Below are 16,376 nucleotides of genomic sequence, written 5' to 3'. Positions count from 1 at the left end.
CTGTTTTTCCAATTCCTTAATACGGCGCTGAAGTGCAATGGGATCATCTATGTTCTTTGAATGGCTCAATGGTAAAGAAGTTGGATAAAAAGATTTAACAGGACCTAGTTCCCTGTCATCGGAAATATAGCCAAGTTTTCTCATCCAGTCCAAAAGCTGACCATGCTCCTTATCTTGACCAGTATATTTTTCCCACAACTCATTTTTAAGATACTTACCAGTCAAAAATTCTTTGATCATGGCTTCCCGTTCTTCCCAACTCAAAGAACCACCTGTTCTTATCTTCTTTTGCTGTCTTTTCATAGTTTACGTTTTGTGTAAACCTATTCTAGGACAAGTCATGGCTTCAGCCGGGCGGGCATTGAACTATGGAGCCATCATCTTTTTTAAAAACTTTCTCCCGCTCGAGGTTTTAAAATATTTCTCTCTCTGTAATGCCTCCGATTCACTTTCAAATTCTTCAAAATACACAATCTTAAATGGGATATAGGGTCTAATTGATATAGTCATCCCAGAGTTATGCTGAGCTAATCTTTTCTCTAGGTGTTGACAATGTCCTTTATAAAAATAACCGTGTTTCTCACTTTTTAGCACATATGCGTAGAACATATAATGAACGTTAAAGTTGAAAAATTATAGTAGCCCCGCTAAGAATCGAACTTAGATCTAGCGTTTAGGAAACGCTTGTTCTATCCATTGAACTACGGGGCCATATTCATTAATATACAACCTTCCATTTGAAGGTCTATCTACATCTAGTGTTTAAGAAACGCTTGTTCTATCCCTGTCCGACTAGCGTCAGCCGGGCGGGTCCGTCCGAATAGCTTCGGCCGGGCGGGCATTGAACTAGGGGGCCAGATTGGAAAACTCATATTCGTTATGTTGCAGAAGGCAAATATAAATTGAACCATGTCATTTGCTGCGCAACTGGCTATAATATAGATTTATCGGACAAGATAACCCAAAACACTCCTTTTAGGCAAATATTCTTTAGTCAACTTATGGCTTTACAAGGATTTACACTATCTTTGCACTCCAAAATTAGGATGGACGGGTTCCATCCACTCACTAAATACATACAAAATTTATGTCAGTAAAAATCAGATTAGCACGAAGAGGTAGAAGAAAAATGGCTATCTACGACGTGGTTGTAGCTGATGCAAGAGCTCCACGTGATGGACGCTTCATCGAAAAGATCGGATCTTACAATCCAAACACGAATCCTGCTTCTATCAACATCAACAATGAGCGCGCTCTTAAATGGTTGTTGAACGGGGCTCAGCCAACAGACACTGTGAAAGCTATGCTTTCTTACAGAGGTGTTATGCTGAAAAAACACCTTCAAATAGGTGTATTGAAAGGTGCAATCACACAAGAAGTAGCTGATGCTAAATTCGAAGCGTGGTCAACTGAAAAAGACACTAAGATCGCTGGTAAAGCTGAAGGTATCACTGCTGCTAAAGCGGATGTACGTAAGAAAGCATTTGATGCTGAAACTGCTAAGAACCAAGCTAGACTTGACGTTATCAAAGCAAGAGAAGATGAGCAAAAAGCTCTTCTAGCTGCTGCTGAAGCTGCTAACAATCCTGCTCCTGTAGTAGAGGAAGTTGTTGCTGAAGAAGAAGCTCCAGTTGCTGAAGCACCTGTAGAAGAAGTTGTTGCTGAAACTCCTGTAGTTGAAGAAACTCCTGCTGCTGAGGCTCCTGCAGTTGAAGAAGCTCCAGAAGCTAAAGCTCCTGCTGCTGAAGAGAAAGCTCCTGAAGCTGGCGAAGACGAAGCAAAAGCTTAATATAAATCCCCATGAATAAAGACCAAAGCTTTCAATTAGGCTACGTGTCTAAAGTTCATGGACTTCGTGGAGAAGTAATGATAATGCTTGATGTCGATTATCCTGAGGATTATGAGACGCTTGAGCATATATTCTTAGAGCAAAGATCCCGGCTGGTGCCGTTTTTCCTGGAGCACTTTGTACTCCAACCTGGAAATAAAGCATTGGCGAAGTTTGAGGATTTGAACTCGTTGGATCAGGTAGAAGATTTGGTTGGATTGGGAGTTTATCTTCCTTTGACAGCACTGCCTGAACTGAAAGATGATCAGTATTTCTTCCATGAGTTGATCGGATTCGAAGTCTTTGATGAGACTAAGGGCCTGATCGGACCTATTCAGATCGTTTATGATCTGGAGACACAGAATCTCCTCGGAGTAACACACAAGGAAAAAGAAGTACTGATACCAATTCAGGACGGAATTATCCAGAAGGTGGACAAGGCAGCTAAAAAAGTTTACTGCCAATTACCCGAAGGTTTACTTGAAATTTATCTGGAAGACTAACCCATGCACATTGATATTATCACTGTAGTACCGGGATTATTGGAAGGCCCATTTGCACACTCCATTCTGAAAAGAGCGGAGGACAAAGGACTAGCCAGTATTCGCGTGATTAATCTACGGGATTATTCAACTAGCAAGCAGAAGCAGGTCGATGACTACGCTTTTGGAGGGGGAGCCGGGATGGTAATGTCCATTGAGCCTATCGCTCGATGTATAGAAGCACTTCAGAAGGAACGCACGTATGATGAAATCATCTACATGACACCTGATGGAACTAGATTCGACCAACCCATGGCAAATGCGCTTTCGCTCAGTCAAAACCTGCTGATCCTTTGTGGTCATTACAAAGGTGTGGACGAGCGAGTAAGAGAGCGATTCATCACCAAAGAAATAAGCATTGGTGATTATGTGCTTTCCGGTGGAGAATTGGCAGCAGCTGTAGTGGCTGACGCATTGATTCGCCTGATACCGGGAGTATTGAATGATGAGACCTCAGCTTTGACAGACTCTTTCCAGGATGGACTACTAGCACCACCAGTGTACACTCGCCCCGCCGATTATGATGGGATGAAAGTGCCGGAAGTATTGCTATCAGGACATGAAGCCAAGATAAACGAATGGAGATTTGAAGCATCGGTTCGCCGAACCCAAGAGAGAAGACCTGACTTGCTCAGCGACAACGGAACTGGGATAAGCGATGCAGAATCGTATAAGAAATAATTAATAAGCCACGCGTTGGCAAACAGCGAAAGCAAAAAAACATAAAGCTATGAGCGATTTAATGAAAATAGTAGAGGCGGAATACAGCGAGGTTAGAGCTAAATTCCCTTCATTCAAAGCTGGCGATACCATCAACGTACACGTACGTATCAAAGAAGGTAGCAAGGAGCGTATCCAGCAGTTCCAAGGAACTGTGATCCAGCGTAGAAACCCTAACTCTAATGGTGAGACTTTCACTGTAAGAAAAATATCTAATGGTATCGGTGTAGAAAGAATCTTCCCTATCATCTCTCCTGCAATCGAGCAAATCGATCTATTGAGACAAGGTAAAGTAAGAAGAGCTCGTCTATTCTACCTAAGAGGACGTCAGGGTAAAGCTGCACGTATCAAGGAAAAAATCAGAGTGAGAAAGTAAGATTTCACACGATTGAAATCAAAAAGGAACTCAGCAATGAGTTCCTTTTTTTTGCATTAGGTCAAAGAGATAACAAATGAAAGGTAGAATTTTACCAACTCTGACAATGATGTCTCCTGTTGTCCTGCTTTTCCTGAAGCTGGACTTTCATTTGAAAAGACAATAGATTTCAATTCTCTACTTATTTCAATTTATAAGACACCAGCACAATTTTTTCCTCTTGAAGCTTTTGCCTATTTTTCTCAAAGAATTCATGAATATCTCCTGGTTGTGATTCCACAGACATCCCATTAAATGCTTCCTTGTAATCATTAAAGAAAGCCTTTGAGTCGAGGCTGTAGATGATCTCGTCTTCAGATTTTGTCCAAGAGAGCTGTCGCAGTTTCATTCCATCCAGATCATTTTCCCAATCCTGGATTATATCAATAGAAGTGAATTTTTTATCCGCAAAGATCCAGTAAGTCTTCCCATAAGTACCTGCTGAAATAAAGAAAAGATCCTGAAAAGGGAAAAAGTCATACAACCCAGACACAACAGGATTTTCTTTTAGATAATCATTTCGCTCTCGCCCTTTACCTGCTAATTCCAATCTCATTTGCATAGGCCAGTTATACTTGCCAAAGTCAAAGCGAATTGTCCTCTTGAAATAACCATCCGAATCAAAATTCTGCACCACATAATCATTTGGCTCTGTATAGAAAATCTGCCCTGTCTGTGGGTCTTTCAGAAATCCAATTGGACCTGCAAAAGAATTGAATTCTTCAAATCCTTTCCCCAATGGCAAATAGCCTTTTTCTGTTTTTCCAGGCTTGTCACCACTTTTATCTTCTCTGATATAAGTCCATTGATATGGACCTTCCCCATGCTGGAAATAATACAAACTAAAATCCGTCTCATAAATTGCCGAAGCTCTATAAGAGAGTTTATCTTCCTTGATAAATTTCCCGTCTTTCGAAAATAAAACATACTTATTACCATATTCAGAGTCGATTCGAACCGTGTCACCATTCACAAAAAGACCATCTATTAAGCGGATTTCTCCAGGCCCATCACCAAGTTGTCCGATCACATTTTTCAATTGACCAGACTTATCAAGGACGAATACCTTGGCAGTTTCCCGGCTTTCCACAAAGATTTCATCCTTGGTAACCACCATTTTATACCCATTCACAATAGGTAACTCGTCCGTGTAGTCCAATAAAGTATAGCTCACAGTTTGAAAAAATTCGGAAAGCTTAGCTTCTCTCGCCTCTGATAGATCAATTTCAACAATCTCTTCGCTTAGACCAGTTTCAGGTTTTTTCTCTCCACAACCGAAGAAACCAACCAAAATTAGAATGGAGCAATTTATCAGTGAAATACTTCTCATCTACTAAACTTATGTAAGATAACTAACTTGTCAAAAATTAATTTTAATTGAATTATAACAGATGAAAAGGCAAATGTGATTATACTTTTGAAAGTATTTAACGTTAAATAATTGGTTAACAAGAATTTGAGTACCATTTTTATTAAAACTTTTCACTTATGAGCAATTCTATTTCATTCGATCCAAGCTTTCAAATTGCCAAGGTATTCATACGTCTGGGAATGATTTTCTCAGTAGTCATGGTGGCAATATTTATCTATATAGCGTACCTCGCTTCACTTGGGATTTTTCAAGAATGGGATAGGGAGATTCAATCTGCTTTCGGCGAATTTCAAAGCCCATTCTTTTGGCAAATGCTCATTTTATCCATTCCTGCAATCGGCTTCTTGTTAAGCTTTTTCGTGTTGGGTTGGTTAGGTAAAAGAATTCAAAAGGAGGGGCAAGAGTAACAATTGGTCTAATGTGATTTGTTGTTTCCTCTAATAGTTAATTTTAACGGCTGAGGATTATGCCTATCAATTGAAAAGCCCCTTAACCCCTTTTGAACAAACGGGGAACCACCCAATTTGGACTTCGATCTTTGATATATCTGCCTGTGATCTTAGCAGTTAATTCCCGATATTTTGCTTTCAAATCCATCTCAGCCTATTTTATGAAAGCCCTTATCAAAGTAGCACTCGGCTCCGTTTTACTTTTTTCAGCCTGCCAATCAAAAACTACAGAAATTGATTATACCGATTGGTCCCACTATGGAGGCCCAGAAGACGGTTCGCGGTATTCTTCTTTGATCCAAATCACCACAGAAAATGTTTCCCAACTCGAAGTAGCTTGGACATATAATACTGGCGACGCTACAGCCAGTTCGCAGATTCAATGTCAACCAATCGTTGTGAATGGCTTGCTTTACGCATCCACTCCAAAATTGAATGTGTTTGCGCTGAATGCTGAGACTGGGGAGGAAGTCTGGCGCTTTGATCCATTTCAGGTACTCGGAGGCGAAAATTCCTGGGCAGGGACAAATCGAGGAGTAAGCTATTGGGAGAGTGGTGATGATAAGCGCATTCTTTTTGGAGCGGGTAATTGGCTGATGGCTATAGATGCTAGGACTGGTAAGCCAATCCCTAGTTTTGGAGATAAGGGAAAAGTTGACTTGAGAAAAGGCTTGGATTCGGAACGTGAGGATTTTTTGATTGTGGCCAATGCTCCTGGAGTGGTTTATGGAGATTTGCTGATTATTGGGATGCGCCTTTCCGAAGGTCTGGATGCGGCACCTGGGCATATACGTGCTTATAATATTAGAACAGGAAAGCGAGAATGGATTTTTCACACGATTCCTCAGGAAGGAGAACCTGGCTATGAAACCTGGGATGCCGAGAATATCAAACAGATCGGTGGAGCAAATAATTGGGCTGGGATGACTGTCGATCAGCAGCGAGGAATTGTCTTTGTGCCTACAGGATCAGCTACTTATGATTTTTGGGGTGGCTATCGCAAAGGAGACAATCTCTATGCGAATTCGTTGATCGCGTTGGACGCCAAAACAGGGAAGCGAATCTGGCATTTTCAAGCGGTGCATCATGATGTGTGGGATCGGGATTTTCCTGCAAATCCAAATCTGATTCGAATCCAAAAAGATGGAAAATGGATCGATGCAGTCGCTCAGATTTCCAAGCAAGGAATGACTTATGTTTTTGATCGGGAGACTGGCGAGCCTGTTTGGCCGATTGTAGAAACCCCGGTAACTCAATCTCTGATGCCAGGAGAATACTCTTCAGCTACGCAGCCAATTCCAACTTTCCCAGAACCATTTATGAATATGGTTTTTGATGAAAATAGCATTCTGAATCTACGTCCAGAATGGGAGGCTGATATCCGAAATCAACTCAAAGGAGCGATCTATGGAGATACTTGGGCGCCCCCTCATCCCGAAAAACCTATCGTTCTTTTCCCTGGAATGGACGGCGGAGGAGAATGGGGCGGAGCTTCTTTTGACCCGGAAACCCAGACGTTCTATGTGAATGCCAACCAAATCCCTTGGATAATAGGGATGACTCCAAATGCTGATTTTGAAAATGTAGGCAAGTCAGCTTACACGAATTACTGTGGCAATTGTCATGGCTTGGATCGAAAAGGTAATCAGCCTACAATTCCGAGTTTATTGGATATAAAAGAGAAGTTCACCTATGATTCACTGGATCTTTTGCTTCGCAAAGGAAGAGGTGCCATGCCTGCTTTTGATCATATTTCAAATGAAAACCGAAAAGTCATTTTGGACTATTTGCTAGACAAAGCACCTGCTGTAGGAGATAAGCAAGAGATGGAAGGAACTGCTTCACAGCTTTTCCCACGCTACTACATGGATGGGTATAAGAAATTGGTGACCAAAGAAGGTTTGTATGGATCTAATCCGCCTTGGGGACTGCTTACCGCCATTGATATGAACACGGGAAAGAAAAAGTGGCAAGTGACCTTGGGAGAGATCGATTCGCTCAGTGCGCAGGGTTTTGCACCAACAGGAACAGAAAACTACGGTGGCCCAGTCGTAACAGCTGGTGGAGTTTTATTTATTGCAGCAACTAAGGATTCGAAGATCCGTGCTTTCGACAAGGAAACTGGCGTGATTCTCTGGGAAGCCAAACTTCCAGCTTCGGGTCATGCCACTCCAGCTGTCTATGAAATAGGTGGTAAGCAATTTCTTGTGATTGCCTGTGGTGGTGGCAAAGGAACAAAAAGCGGAGATGCGTATGTGGCTTTTGCGCTTCCTGATTGATTACTTTTAGGAGATGCTGGCTAAAGTAGGCTCTTTTTCCCTAATGCATCCAAAGAGAATTTGCCTGCTCCGAAAATCATAATAAATAAGAAGACAATGAAATAAAGCAATGGAAGCTCTTTCCGCCCAAATGGATCTGCCCCATGAGCTACAAAAGCAGCTGTCAGCATAGTTATCATCAAGGGGATGGTTGCTAGTCTAGTTTTGAAGCCAAGGATAAGCAGGGTGCCACAGAAGAACTCTGCGAAAGTGGCAAGAGCTAATGAGGCTGTAGATCCTATTCCTAATAAATCCATGAACTTAATTGGCTCATCACCAATCAGTCTCATTAGTTTCGGGTAGCCGTGGGTTAATATCATCGCACCTGAGCCTGCTCTTAAAATCAGTAAAGCAAGATCTTCTAACAATGCCTTTTTCATGGTTTTTCGGTTTCTTCTAGGATACATATAATTCTAAAATATAATCCTCTTTCCATAAGATGCTTCATTTTTACATGACCTGCAAAATAGTTTTATAACAAAAAAAACGTCAGACTAAATGCCTGACGTTTCCTATCAATGATATTTTCAAGTCAAGGGATGACTTATTTTCCTTTTTTGTAAATCATAGTTAGTACAGTTTGAGCTATAATATTCAGATCAGTTAATAGATTAACCTGAGTTAAGTATTTCAAATCCAAAATTACTCTCTGACACATTTCCTCAACCGTCTCTGCATAGCCATAATCAACCTGTCCAATAGAAGTAATTCCTGGACGTAGTGCTAGCAACTGAACATACTGTGGTTGTCTAGCTACAATCTGTTGGATAAAATGAGCTCGTTCTGGTCTAGGACCTACTACTGACATGTCACCCATAAGCACATTGAAAAACTGTGGAATCTCGTCTAGGTGAGTTTTTCTCATGAAATTACCCCATTTAGTTACCCTAGGATCATTATCCTTCGTCAATTGTGGGCCGTTCACCTCAGAATCTACGATCATACTTCTATATTTCAGTATGTAGAACGGCTGTCCGTTTCTACCAATTCTTTCTTGCTTGTAAAATATTGGTCCTTTAGATGTGAGCTTTGTGATCAACATTAAAGTCAGAAACACTGGTAAACCAGAAAGGATCGCAAAGGATGAGAATAGTATATCAAATGATCTTTTAACGAATCTGGTTGTGATCTCTATACCTTCATTCACAGTCTGTGAAACAGAGCTTCGTGAAATATTGGTTAGTGAAAACAGGTCAGGAATAATACGACCCGACTGGTAGCCTTTAAAAACAATCTCTTGTTGATGGGATGAATTACGTATCATTGGTTTAGTATTTTAAGTCAAACATTGTGGTGCTAGGTTATATCCAATACGGATGCCAAGCAAAAACACGCCTATTTGGTTAGATAGGGCGGTTCCTAATAAGTTGTTAACATTAATTATGTGGAAGCTATCCACACATTGAGAGGGTAATTACCTAATGGGTTAATTGATCAGAATCGACTCCAGTATGCTTTTGTCATAGAAAATGACTTACGAAGTCCAGCTGGGAGTGATTGATAATGAAGTCCCAATTTATAGCCAAGCCATTTACTCAAAGTTGCGATCATCGACTTTGGAAGTAAAAATGGGTTGTTCTTTAGTGTATAGGTGAGTTCAGATTTAAGATATTTGAATCCTTCACTTTCTGCTCTGCCAAATTTTTCGAAGATCCATTGATTATTGACGTGGAACACTCCGATGTCAAAATATCGCTTGAATTCTTCAGTGGCTGAATAATTATGTGAATGGTATATTTTAGAATGCGAAAGGTATGCCAACTTCCATCCATCCAATAACATTTTGCCAGCAATTAGTACATCTTCTCCTAATATAGAGCCAGTTGGAAAGCCGTTGACCCTGAAAAATGCTGTTTTTCTATAGCCTGCGAAAGAGTTGGAGCAGGAAATTGTTCTAATTCCGTATCGATCAGCGTCTTCCATGCCCTTTACCTTTGACTCTGCTGGATAATTAAACAGTCTTGCATGGGTTTCTAATAGCTTCGCATTTTTATGGGGAAGCTGACGACCATAAGCCATTCCAAGGCCAGGGTTTTCTTCCAAAGCTTTAACCATCACTGCTATCGCATCAGGCTCAGCAAGGATTGCATCTTGGGTAAGAAAAATAAATATATCAGCATCTGGAAATGTCTCCACAGCCATCTGCCTCGTTCCGCCATGGTCAAAATCCTTCTTGTCGATCTGGATCAGATCGCATGTTTCTTCATTGAGCAAATCCAAAGTACCATCCGTCGAGCCCGAGTCAATTACGATCAATCGAGAGATAGGGTAATTTTGCATAGCAACGCCATCCAAAACTTCCTTCCAGATTTTTCCTGCATTCAGCGTAGGGATAAAAAGGTTGACTTGCATAGCTTAAAAATTAATAGTCTGTGATTTCTACTTCCCCATAATTGGCTGTTCCTGAAATGAGTTTTTCCTTGCCAATTGTCGCTTTTCCTTTTCCTACTAGGAGGACTGTTATAGTGTTTTGAATACCGTGATATTCATTTCCAGTCAACGTCAGGTTATTTGGAAAATGACTTCGGAATGCCTGATTTTCTTCTCCACCAGCGATTGATTTGATCCTGTTATTCTTTACTACTAGGTCTCTTGAGCTGTCATCAAAAATAGCTGTGTTGAATGATTCTATCTCATTTCCGATGATTTGGATATTTTTAGCCGTGTTTTTAATGACTATCGCAGATGAGTTTCGGCTTAAAATCTCATTATTTTCCAATAATGCATTATCTGCTTTCACAATCAAAATTGCCGGGTTTTCGGAATGGTTCTCCATTTTATTTCCTGTTAGATGCATGGTTCCTTCCATGTTGAAGTTGAAGGTTGCATTCGAGAAGCGGTTGTTTTCCACGTCAAATTCATTCACTTGAATTCCATTTGGCAAGGAAAGTGAGCCTAGCGTATTATTTCGAAGATGGATTTTCTGAGCCTTAGTGTTTGCGATCAAATTGATGCTGCTGAATCTGTTTTTGTCCAGAAGTAATTCTTCCAAATCGAGTGTGATCTCCACCTGATTATCTGCCCAGTTTTCTTTTGCCAAAATCACTCCACAGCTTTCTACATAAATAGCTGGGCGATTATTTCTATAAGCTTCATTTTTATAGAGAATGACATTGGACACGTTGATCAATGTCGCAATTCCCGAACCGTCAGGTGTGGATTCACCCTTTACAAAACCATTTCCGCAGGTGATATTTTCCGTGATTATGCACTCGATATTTTTTGCTTTTTCTTTTGATCTATTGTTTATGTCTATTGCATCTGAAGCATTTTCCTCGAGAATATTGTAGGAGAAATTGTAGTCACTTTCCTTTCCAGTATCTCCAAAGGCAACCTGAATCGCCGACATTCCATTGTGTCGAATCACATTATTGATGACCTCTACCTTCCTGCTTCCATGGATAAAAACCCCATTTTCACCATTCTTATAAATCTCAGAATCATGAATGGAAATAGTGTTGCTGGACATGATCCGAATACCCGTTCCAGGTTGATACTTGTCAGTTTCTGTCCGCGGCATTCCGAAATGATGAATTCTCGTATTCGAAATTTCAACTCCACTGCACTGAAAAGTCATGATGCCAGGATAGGCTCTCAGTTTCGTAGAATCACCGGTTAGTTCCGTATTATAAATACGTATTTGTTGACTCTTCAAAAGGTAAATACCCTCATTACTTGAATCCCCTTTCAGCGAAATACTCACATTTAAGACCTCTTGGCCAAATATCAAGGGGTTGGGTGAGTTTTGCTTTTCGATGGAATATTCTCCGGTTTTTGCAGAGGTATGATGCTTGATTATTCCCTCTGAAAGAAGGTTTACTCCAGACTTCAAAAGGATTGTGCGAACTAGGTATTTTCCTTCGGGGAAAAATACGGTATCACCTTCCTTAGCTTGGTCAATCACCTGTTGAATGGCTTCTGTTTGATCATTCTCAGAAGTAGCCAATACCCCATGTTCAAGCACATTGATTCTCTTGCCAGATTGGCATATGCCAACTAGGGGAAGTGCAAAAAGCAGCGTAAAGAAAATGAATGAGTGAAAGTAATTTTTCATGGTTGTTTCAAGAAAGAATGGTTTCCCATGTTTCTGCAGCCGTCTTTTTCCAGCTAAACTCCCTTGCGCGCTCAAGACCTTTTATGGTACATTCCACATAGAAATCTTCGTCATCTACAAGTTTTTCTATGCCCGCTTGAATGGCAGAAATTTCAGTCGGATCTACACAAAGTGCTGCTCCTCCAGCGATTTCAGGAAGTGAACTTGTATTCGAAGTCAAAACTGGAGTGCCTGAGGCCATAGATTCAATGACCGGTAACCCAAATCCTTCCATCAGTGAGGCGAATAAGGTAGCATGTGCGCCCTTGTATAGTTTGGGTAAATCCGCTTCCTCTATAAAACCCAAAAACCGAACCCTTTTCTGTATGCCAAGACTTCCAATCAGTGCCTCAAGCTCCGCATCAGCATTGCCAGAGAGGTAAAACATAAAGTCATTTGGGATTCTCGCTTTAGCAAAGGCAGTGAGCATAGCCGGTACATTCTTGTTTTTTCTTCTATTTCCTACATAGAGAAAATAGGGACGAATGCTCTCATATTCTTCTTCGTTTTCCAAGAAATGACCATCTACTCCATTATAAATCACCTTAATTAGCTCTTCTGGTATACCCAATAAATCCACCAGTTGTTTTTTGCTGAAATGAGAGACTGTGATGATCTTCTTCGCTTTTGGCGCCAGCCTCGCAATCACCTGCTCATAATAAATCTTATGGAGCTTCGAATAGTAAAATAAGTGCATGAGATCGTGCACGGTAAATATGAAAGGAGTCTTCGAAAATGCAGGTGGCATAAATGACGGGCTGTAGAATACATCCGCATTTGACTTCTTTATTTCCTCACCCAGCATTAAAGGCGTCAGCAAATTCCCCAAGCCCATTTTGCTTTCCACGTATTCACATGTAGCATCGAATGGAGCATAATTCATTACCTCCTGATACAATCTTCCTATTCCAGTATTTCCAGCCCAGCGACTATCGATCAATACATTTTTTCGAGATTTCATAGACTGAGTTTTATGTTTTGAAAGCTGATTTCTCGTAGTGAACCGATGAGATAAATCAGACATAAATAAATGACTACGTCGTTGTCATAGCCAGAATACAGGATCATCATGATGGAGAGGATCGGGATAAGAAGTGCTATCCAAAGTTTTGAATTGACTGTTTTTTGCCAACAATCTTGGATAAACCAAACCAGAAATGCCAAGAATGAGAAGAAGCCTACAATACCTAATTCAAGGTAAGTGGAGAGAAAGGTGTTATGAATATGGGGCTCTCCACGGTAGAAATCGGCATAACTTCCTAGAAATTCAGGAGCGCTGAGAAAGCCATTTCCCAAGGGAGAAATAGCGTTGAAATGCTGGAAAAATGCTTTCCAATAAACCAATCTAATTCCCATTCCATCATTGGACGAAGTCAGAGAATCTACCCGAATTACTTTTTGGAGGATAAGTGGAAGTGCTAAGGCTACCAAAACAAGCAGCCCGATTTTCCATTTTTTCTCCACAGAAATCCAGATTAAGAAAAAGACGCCAAGTAGTAATGCGACGATTGGAGTTCGGGATAAGCTGAGAAATCCGATCAAAAATACGAAGAGAATTCTCCAGATCGACAGCCTATTTTTCAAGACTATTGGAATGCAGATGAACGAAAAACCGATCAGAGCTATGCGTGCGCCAAACATATTTTTATCGTCCAAACCCCAGTAATAAAGTGAGTTTCGGTAAAGCGAACTTGCCTGGCCAGAGGAGTCACTTCCAGTGATCAGCTTGAAATCATATGCTTGATGATAAATCAGAAGCTGAACTAATGACAGTGCCAGAACGGCTAAAAGTACCGAATCAAGCATGCTAATCAGTGATTCATTATCCCTGCAACCAAGCCAATTGATTGCGAAAAATAGAAAGAGGAAATTGATGACTAGTTTAATGATATTGGTCAAAGCGAGCGGTTCTCCAGGATAATTGATCAAGTAACTCAGCACCGCGTACGTGCTGAAAACTGCTAGAGCTATTGACCATTTGCAGAAGTTCAGCTTCGGAGTTTCTCTGTAGAAAAAGTACGAACTGATCACAAAAATCACCGGATAAACCTTCACTGGTAGGAACATGGAAATGAGCGAAATCAAAAACAGTGATTCTGCAATTGATATGGCTTTCCATTCGTTTCCTTCGAGAGCAGCCGCTTGGTTGGTGAGTGTGATTGGAGGAGCGCTCATTTCGAAATTTCAGGTTTGGGCTTGGTTAGAGCCTCTTTCAAAACTGCTTCATATTCTCCGATCATTCGATCAGCATCCAAAATAGAAGCCACGGATTCTCTCGCTGCTTGGCTAAATTGATTGTACTGCTCAGGATTCTCGTAGAGTTGGCGCATTGCAGCACTCAAAGAATCCGGCTCACTATCGTAGCAATACAGACCGTTGATTTCATCTTTTACCGTTTCCTGAAGTCCGCCTCTTTTATTTGCGATCACCGGAACATGGTTTGCCAATGCTTCGATCGCCACCATTCCCAGTGGTTCTTCCCAAAGCGATGGGACGATCAACACATCCATTTCAGCTAGAAATTCTGTGGAATTCACATATCCTACAAATTCAATGTTGGAGCCTTCAGCCAGTTCCTTCAATTGATTTTCGTATACTTTATCTCCTTTTCCTGCTATACTTAAACTAGCCTCGAAATCCAGTTTTTTGAATTGCTCGATCAGCCATTCCAATCCTTTGACTTTTGAAAGTGTGCCCAGATAGCCAAAGCGCATTGATTGTCCAGCTCTTCTAGCGGATTTGGGTGCAGGGTTTGAAATAGTTCTAGTGTTGTAAATGATATTTTTAGAAGCGCTTGCAAAGTATCCAAACTCAATAAATCGCTGCAAAATGCTATTGCTGATGCCTACCACAGCGCTTACTTGAGATGACTTATCTGCATGATTGCTTCGCAAAAGCTTACAACTCAAACACTGAGTTTGGCAAGTTTGCTCATTCTTAAACATGTTGCTATTTGGGCAAAGCAAATACAAATCATGCAGCACCTGCACTATAGGAATTCCCGCCTGATGTATAGGATTCCACACAGCAGCTGACCAACCAGCAAGGTTGTGGCAAGAGACAATGTCTGGCTTTTCAGTGAGCAAGATTTCTTCCACGACTTGAGCCATGGCATTATTTGACTGGTCTTTATAGTGCCAGGCCAATCTAGAAAGCTTATTTTTCTTGGCTTTGGAATAAGGCCAGTACCCATTTTGCAATCCTGCTCTATAGACAGTAACTCCATCCACCAACTCTTTTTTCATCCCTTTCTCAGGCATCAAACTCAACACCACGACTTCATGACCCAAAGATTTCATTCCTTCTACGATCAGTTTCAGGGAAATCTCTGCGCCACCTTCGATCAGTGGGCTATAAAGAGAGTTGATGTATAGGATTTTCATGTATAGGTTTTAGCTGAAAAAGGGATGTCAGTTTAACTAGCGTATGTTTTTCTATTTTAGTGTAGTTTGATCGATTGGGTCGACAGTAGAGGTTCAAGTTTGGCAATTCCCCCTTTAAAAAGGGGGCAAGGGGGATTTTCTAAATACAAAACCACCCGAAATAGTACTGCCTGCGAATGAATTCTCATAGTAAGCTTTCATATAGCTCACTTAATCTATCGGTTACGTCTTGTTTGTTGTTTTTCTTTAATGTCAATTCCCGCATTCTGTAACCTTTTTCGATCAGAGCATGTGGGTTGTTTTGATGAAGTGTTATGGCTTTTTGAATCTGTTTTTCCAGTGCTGCTAGATGTTCAGAATCGCTTTCATAGGTATAGTCAAATACATCTTCGCCTCCATCTAAGTCATCAATAGTGCCAATTCGTGGGCAGATGACTGATCTCCCATAGGAAAATCCCAGAATAACTGTTCCTGAATTTAGACTGCTTTCCAGCGAATAAGGAAGAATGAGTAAATCTGATTGATGAATATAGCTTGGCAATTCCGCATCAGGGATGAATTTCAATTCCAGCGAAATATTGGGAATATTCTGCGCCAATTTCTGCAACTCATCTCGGTAAGCTTCAGAATTTGGATTGCCTGCTATAGTCAAGTGAACTGACTCAGGAAATTTCCTCGCTACTTCGATCAGCAATTCTATGTTTTTATAAGGCTTGATCGCACCTAGAAAAAGAAGCTTGAGTTGAGATTTCCTTTCCTCTGAACCTTCAGGAAGCATAGCCCCATACACATCTACAAAGTCAGGATGTGGAATGTGGACAATTTTAGCTCGTAGGTTCCGGTATTGGCTGCGCAAAATATCTCTGGAAGCTTCAGAATGAATCAGAATAGCATCTGCTTGTGAGACGATTTTCTGGGTTAAAGCACGACTCAGTTTCCCAGACTTTTTCTCATGGGAAAGTCTGTTGTGCATAGTCCAGACCAGCTTTTTCTTCCCAAACTTAATAGCCGCAAGCACAACCAATTTCCTGAAATAGCTTTTCCACATACTTGAGGAGCTGCTTTCGTCCAAATTTTCAAACCAGTTCAGATGAAGTAGCTTGATAGATTGGTAATGCTTTTTTGAGGAAAGAAAATCATCCAATCTGCTTACATCATACCCGTACTTTTCCAGTCCATTGACCAGAATAGCGATGTATTGATTTTCCTTGTTTTCGCAGGGATTGAAGATGATTTTGGTAGGTGAATCCATCGAC

17 protein-coding genes and 1 tRNA gene are annotated in these 16,376 nt (G+C 40.9%); 6 read left to right on the top strand and 12 right to left on the bottom strand.

All coding sequences use genetic code 11. From position 1 onward, the window contains the following. From BM291_RS16170 to BM291_RS16160, 3 genes are all read right to left on the bottom strand, one after another. Window positions 1-303: hypothetical protein (locus BM291_RS16170; RefSeq protein WP_139229114.1), on the bottom strand; the 303-nt coding region annotated here is incomplete at its 3' end. Window positions 304-366: 63 nt separating this feature from the next. Then, window positions 367-609: a GIY-YIG nuclease family protein gene (locus tag BM291_RS16165; RefSeq protein WP_092899303.1), complete on the bottom strand. Its 243-nt coding sequence runs from the start codon at window positions 607-609 to the stop codon at window positions 367-369. Window positions 610-639: 30 nt separating this feature from the next. Further along, window positions 640-711 (bottom strand) — tRNA-Arg (locus tag BM291_RS16160). Window positions 712-1,087: 376 nt separating this feature from the next. Between BM291_RS16160 and BM291_RS16155 the strand changes: the two genes are divergently transcribed. From BM291_RS16155 to rplS, 4 genes are read left to right on the top strand one after another with little or no spacing between them, the layout of a single operon-like run. Continuing rightward, a complete protein-coding gene (locus BM291_RS16155; RefSeq protein WP_092899301.1) occupies window positions 1,088-1,789 on the top strand; it encodes a 30S ribosomal protein S16 in 702 nt (233 codons plus the stop codon). Window positions 1,790-1,800: 11 nt separating this feature from the next. Continuing rightward, window positions 1,801-2,331 carry a ribosome maturation factor RimM gene (gene rimM / locus BM291_RS16150; RefSeq protein ID WP_092899298.1) on the top strand — a complete coding sequence of 177 codons (531 nt, stop codon included), beginning with the start codon at window positions 1,801-1,803 and terminating at the stop codon, window positions 2,329-2,331. 3 nt (window positions 2,332-2,334) lie between these two features. Next, window positions 2,335-3,051, top strand: coding sequence for a tRNA (guanosine(37)-N1)-methyltransferase TrmD (gene trmD / locus BM291_RS16145; RefSeq protein WP_092899296.1), 717 nt, complete (start codon window positions 2,335-2,337; stop codon window positions 3,049-3,051). A 49-nt stretch (window positions 3,052-3,100) separates the two neighbouring features. After that, window positions 3,101-3,466: a 50S ribosomal protein L19 gene (gene rplS / locus BM291_RS16140; RefSeq protein ID WP_091692379.1), complete on the top strand. Its 366-nt coding sequence runs from the start codon at window positions 3,101-3,103 to the stop codon at window positions 3,464-3,466. A gap of 181 nt (window positions 3,467-3,647) precedes the next feature. On the opposite strand, the gene BM291_RS16135 is transcribed toward rplS, so the two are convergent. Then, complete coding sequence (locus BM291_RS16135) at window positions 3,648-4,835, bottom strand: 6-bladed beta-propeller (RefSeq protein WP_092899293.1); 1,188 nt, start codon at window positions 4,833-4,835, stop codon at window positions 3,648-3,650. Between the two features lie 158 nt (window positions 4,836-4,993). Between BM291_RS16135 and BM291_RS16130 the strand changes: the two genes are divergently transcribed. Continuing rightward, entirely contained in the window at window positions 4,994-5,284 is a 291-nt protein-coding gene (locus BM291_RS16130) for a hypothetical protein (protein ID WP_092899291.1), read from the top strand. 203 nt (window positions 5,285-5,487) lie between these two features. Further along, window positions 5,488-7,605 carry an outer membrane protein assembly factor BamB family protein gene (locus BM291_RS16125; protein WP_092899289.1) on the top strand — a complete coding sequence of 706 codons (2,118 nt, stop codon included), beginning with the start codon at window positions 5,488-5,490 and terminating at the stop codon, window positions 7,603-7,605. A gap of 20 nt (window positions 7,606-7,625) precedes the next feature. On the opposite strand, the gene BM291_RS16120 is transcribed toward BM291_RS16125, so the two are convergent. From BM291_RS16120 to BM291_RS16085, 8 genes are all read right to left on the bottom strand, one after another. Continuing rightward, the gene (locus BM291_RS16120; RefSeq protein WP_092899321.1) at window positions 7,626-8,024 is read right to left on the bottom strand and encodes a DoxX family protein; all 399 of its coding nucleotides are present in this window, start codon (window positions 8,022-8,024) and stop codon (window positions 7,626-7,628) included. A gap of 164 nt (window positions 8,025-8,188) precedes the next feature. Next, window positions 8,189-8,908, bottom strand: coding sequence for a sugar transferase (locus BM291_RS16115; RefSeq protein ID WP_092899287.1), 720 nt, complete (start codon window positions 8,906-8,908; stop codon window positions 8,189-8,191). A 170-nt stretch (window positions 8,909-9,078) separates the two neighbouring features. Next, window positions 9,079-9,996 carry a glycosyltransferase family 2 protein gene (locus tag BM291_RS16110; protein ID WP_092899285.1) on the bottom strand — a complete coding sequence of 306 codons (918 nt, stop codon included), beginning with the start codon at window positions 9,994-9,996 and terminating at the stop codon, window positions 9,079-9,081. A 10-nt stretch (window positions 9,997-10,006) separates the two neighbouring features. Next, window positions 10,007-11,698, bottom strand: a complete 1,692-nt coding sequence (locus BM291_RS16105; protein ID WP_092899283.1) for a right-handed parallel beta-helix repeat-containing protein — start codon at window positions 11,696-11,698, stop codon at window positions 10,007-10,009. 7 nt (window positions 11,699-11,705) lie between these two features. Then, on the bottom strand, window positions 11,706-12,698 hold the full coding sequence (locus BM291_RS16100; RefSeq protein ID WP_092899281.1) for a glycosyltransferase family 4 protein: 993 nt from the start codon (window positions 12,696-12,698) through the stop codon (window positions 11,706-11,708). Further along, complete coding sequence (locus BM291_RS16095; RefSeq protein WP_092899279.1) at window positions 12,695-13,912, bottom strand: O-antigen ligase family protein; 1,218 nt, start codon at window positions 13,910-13,912, stop codon at window positions 12,695-12,697. Before BM291_RS16095 ends, BM291_RS16100 begins: the two co-directional genes overlap by 4 nt. Next, a complete protein-coding gene (locus tag BM291_RS16090; RefSeq protein ID WP_092899277.1) occupies window positions 13,909-15,120 on the bottom strand; it encodes a glycosyltransferase family 4 protein in 1,212 nt (403 codons plus the stop codon). The genes BM291_RS16095 and BM291_RS16090 overlap by 4 nt, the downstream gene beginning before the upstream one ends. A 184-nt stretch (window positions 15,121-15,304) precedes the next feature. Next, a complete protein-coding gene (locus BM291_RS16085; protein ID WP_175499728.1) occupies window positions 15,305-16,372 on the bottom strand; it encodes a glycosyltransferase family 4 protein in 1,068 nt (355 codons plus the stop codon). Window positions 16,373-16,376 lie beyond the last annotated feature (4 nt).

The organism is Algoriphagus aquimarinus (assembly GCF_900112005.1).
Taxonomy (GTDB): Bacteria; Bacteroidota; Bacteroidia; order Cytophagales; family Cyclobacteriaceae; genus Algoriphagus; species Algoriphagus aquimarinus.
This window is presented reverse-complemented; position numbering and strand designations above follow the sequence as displayed.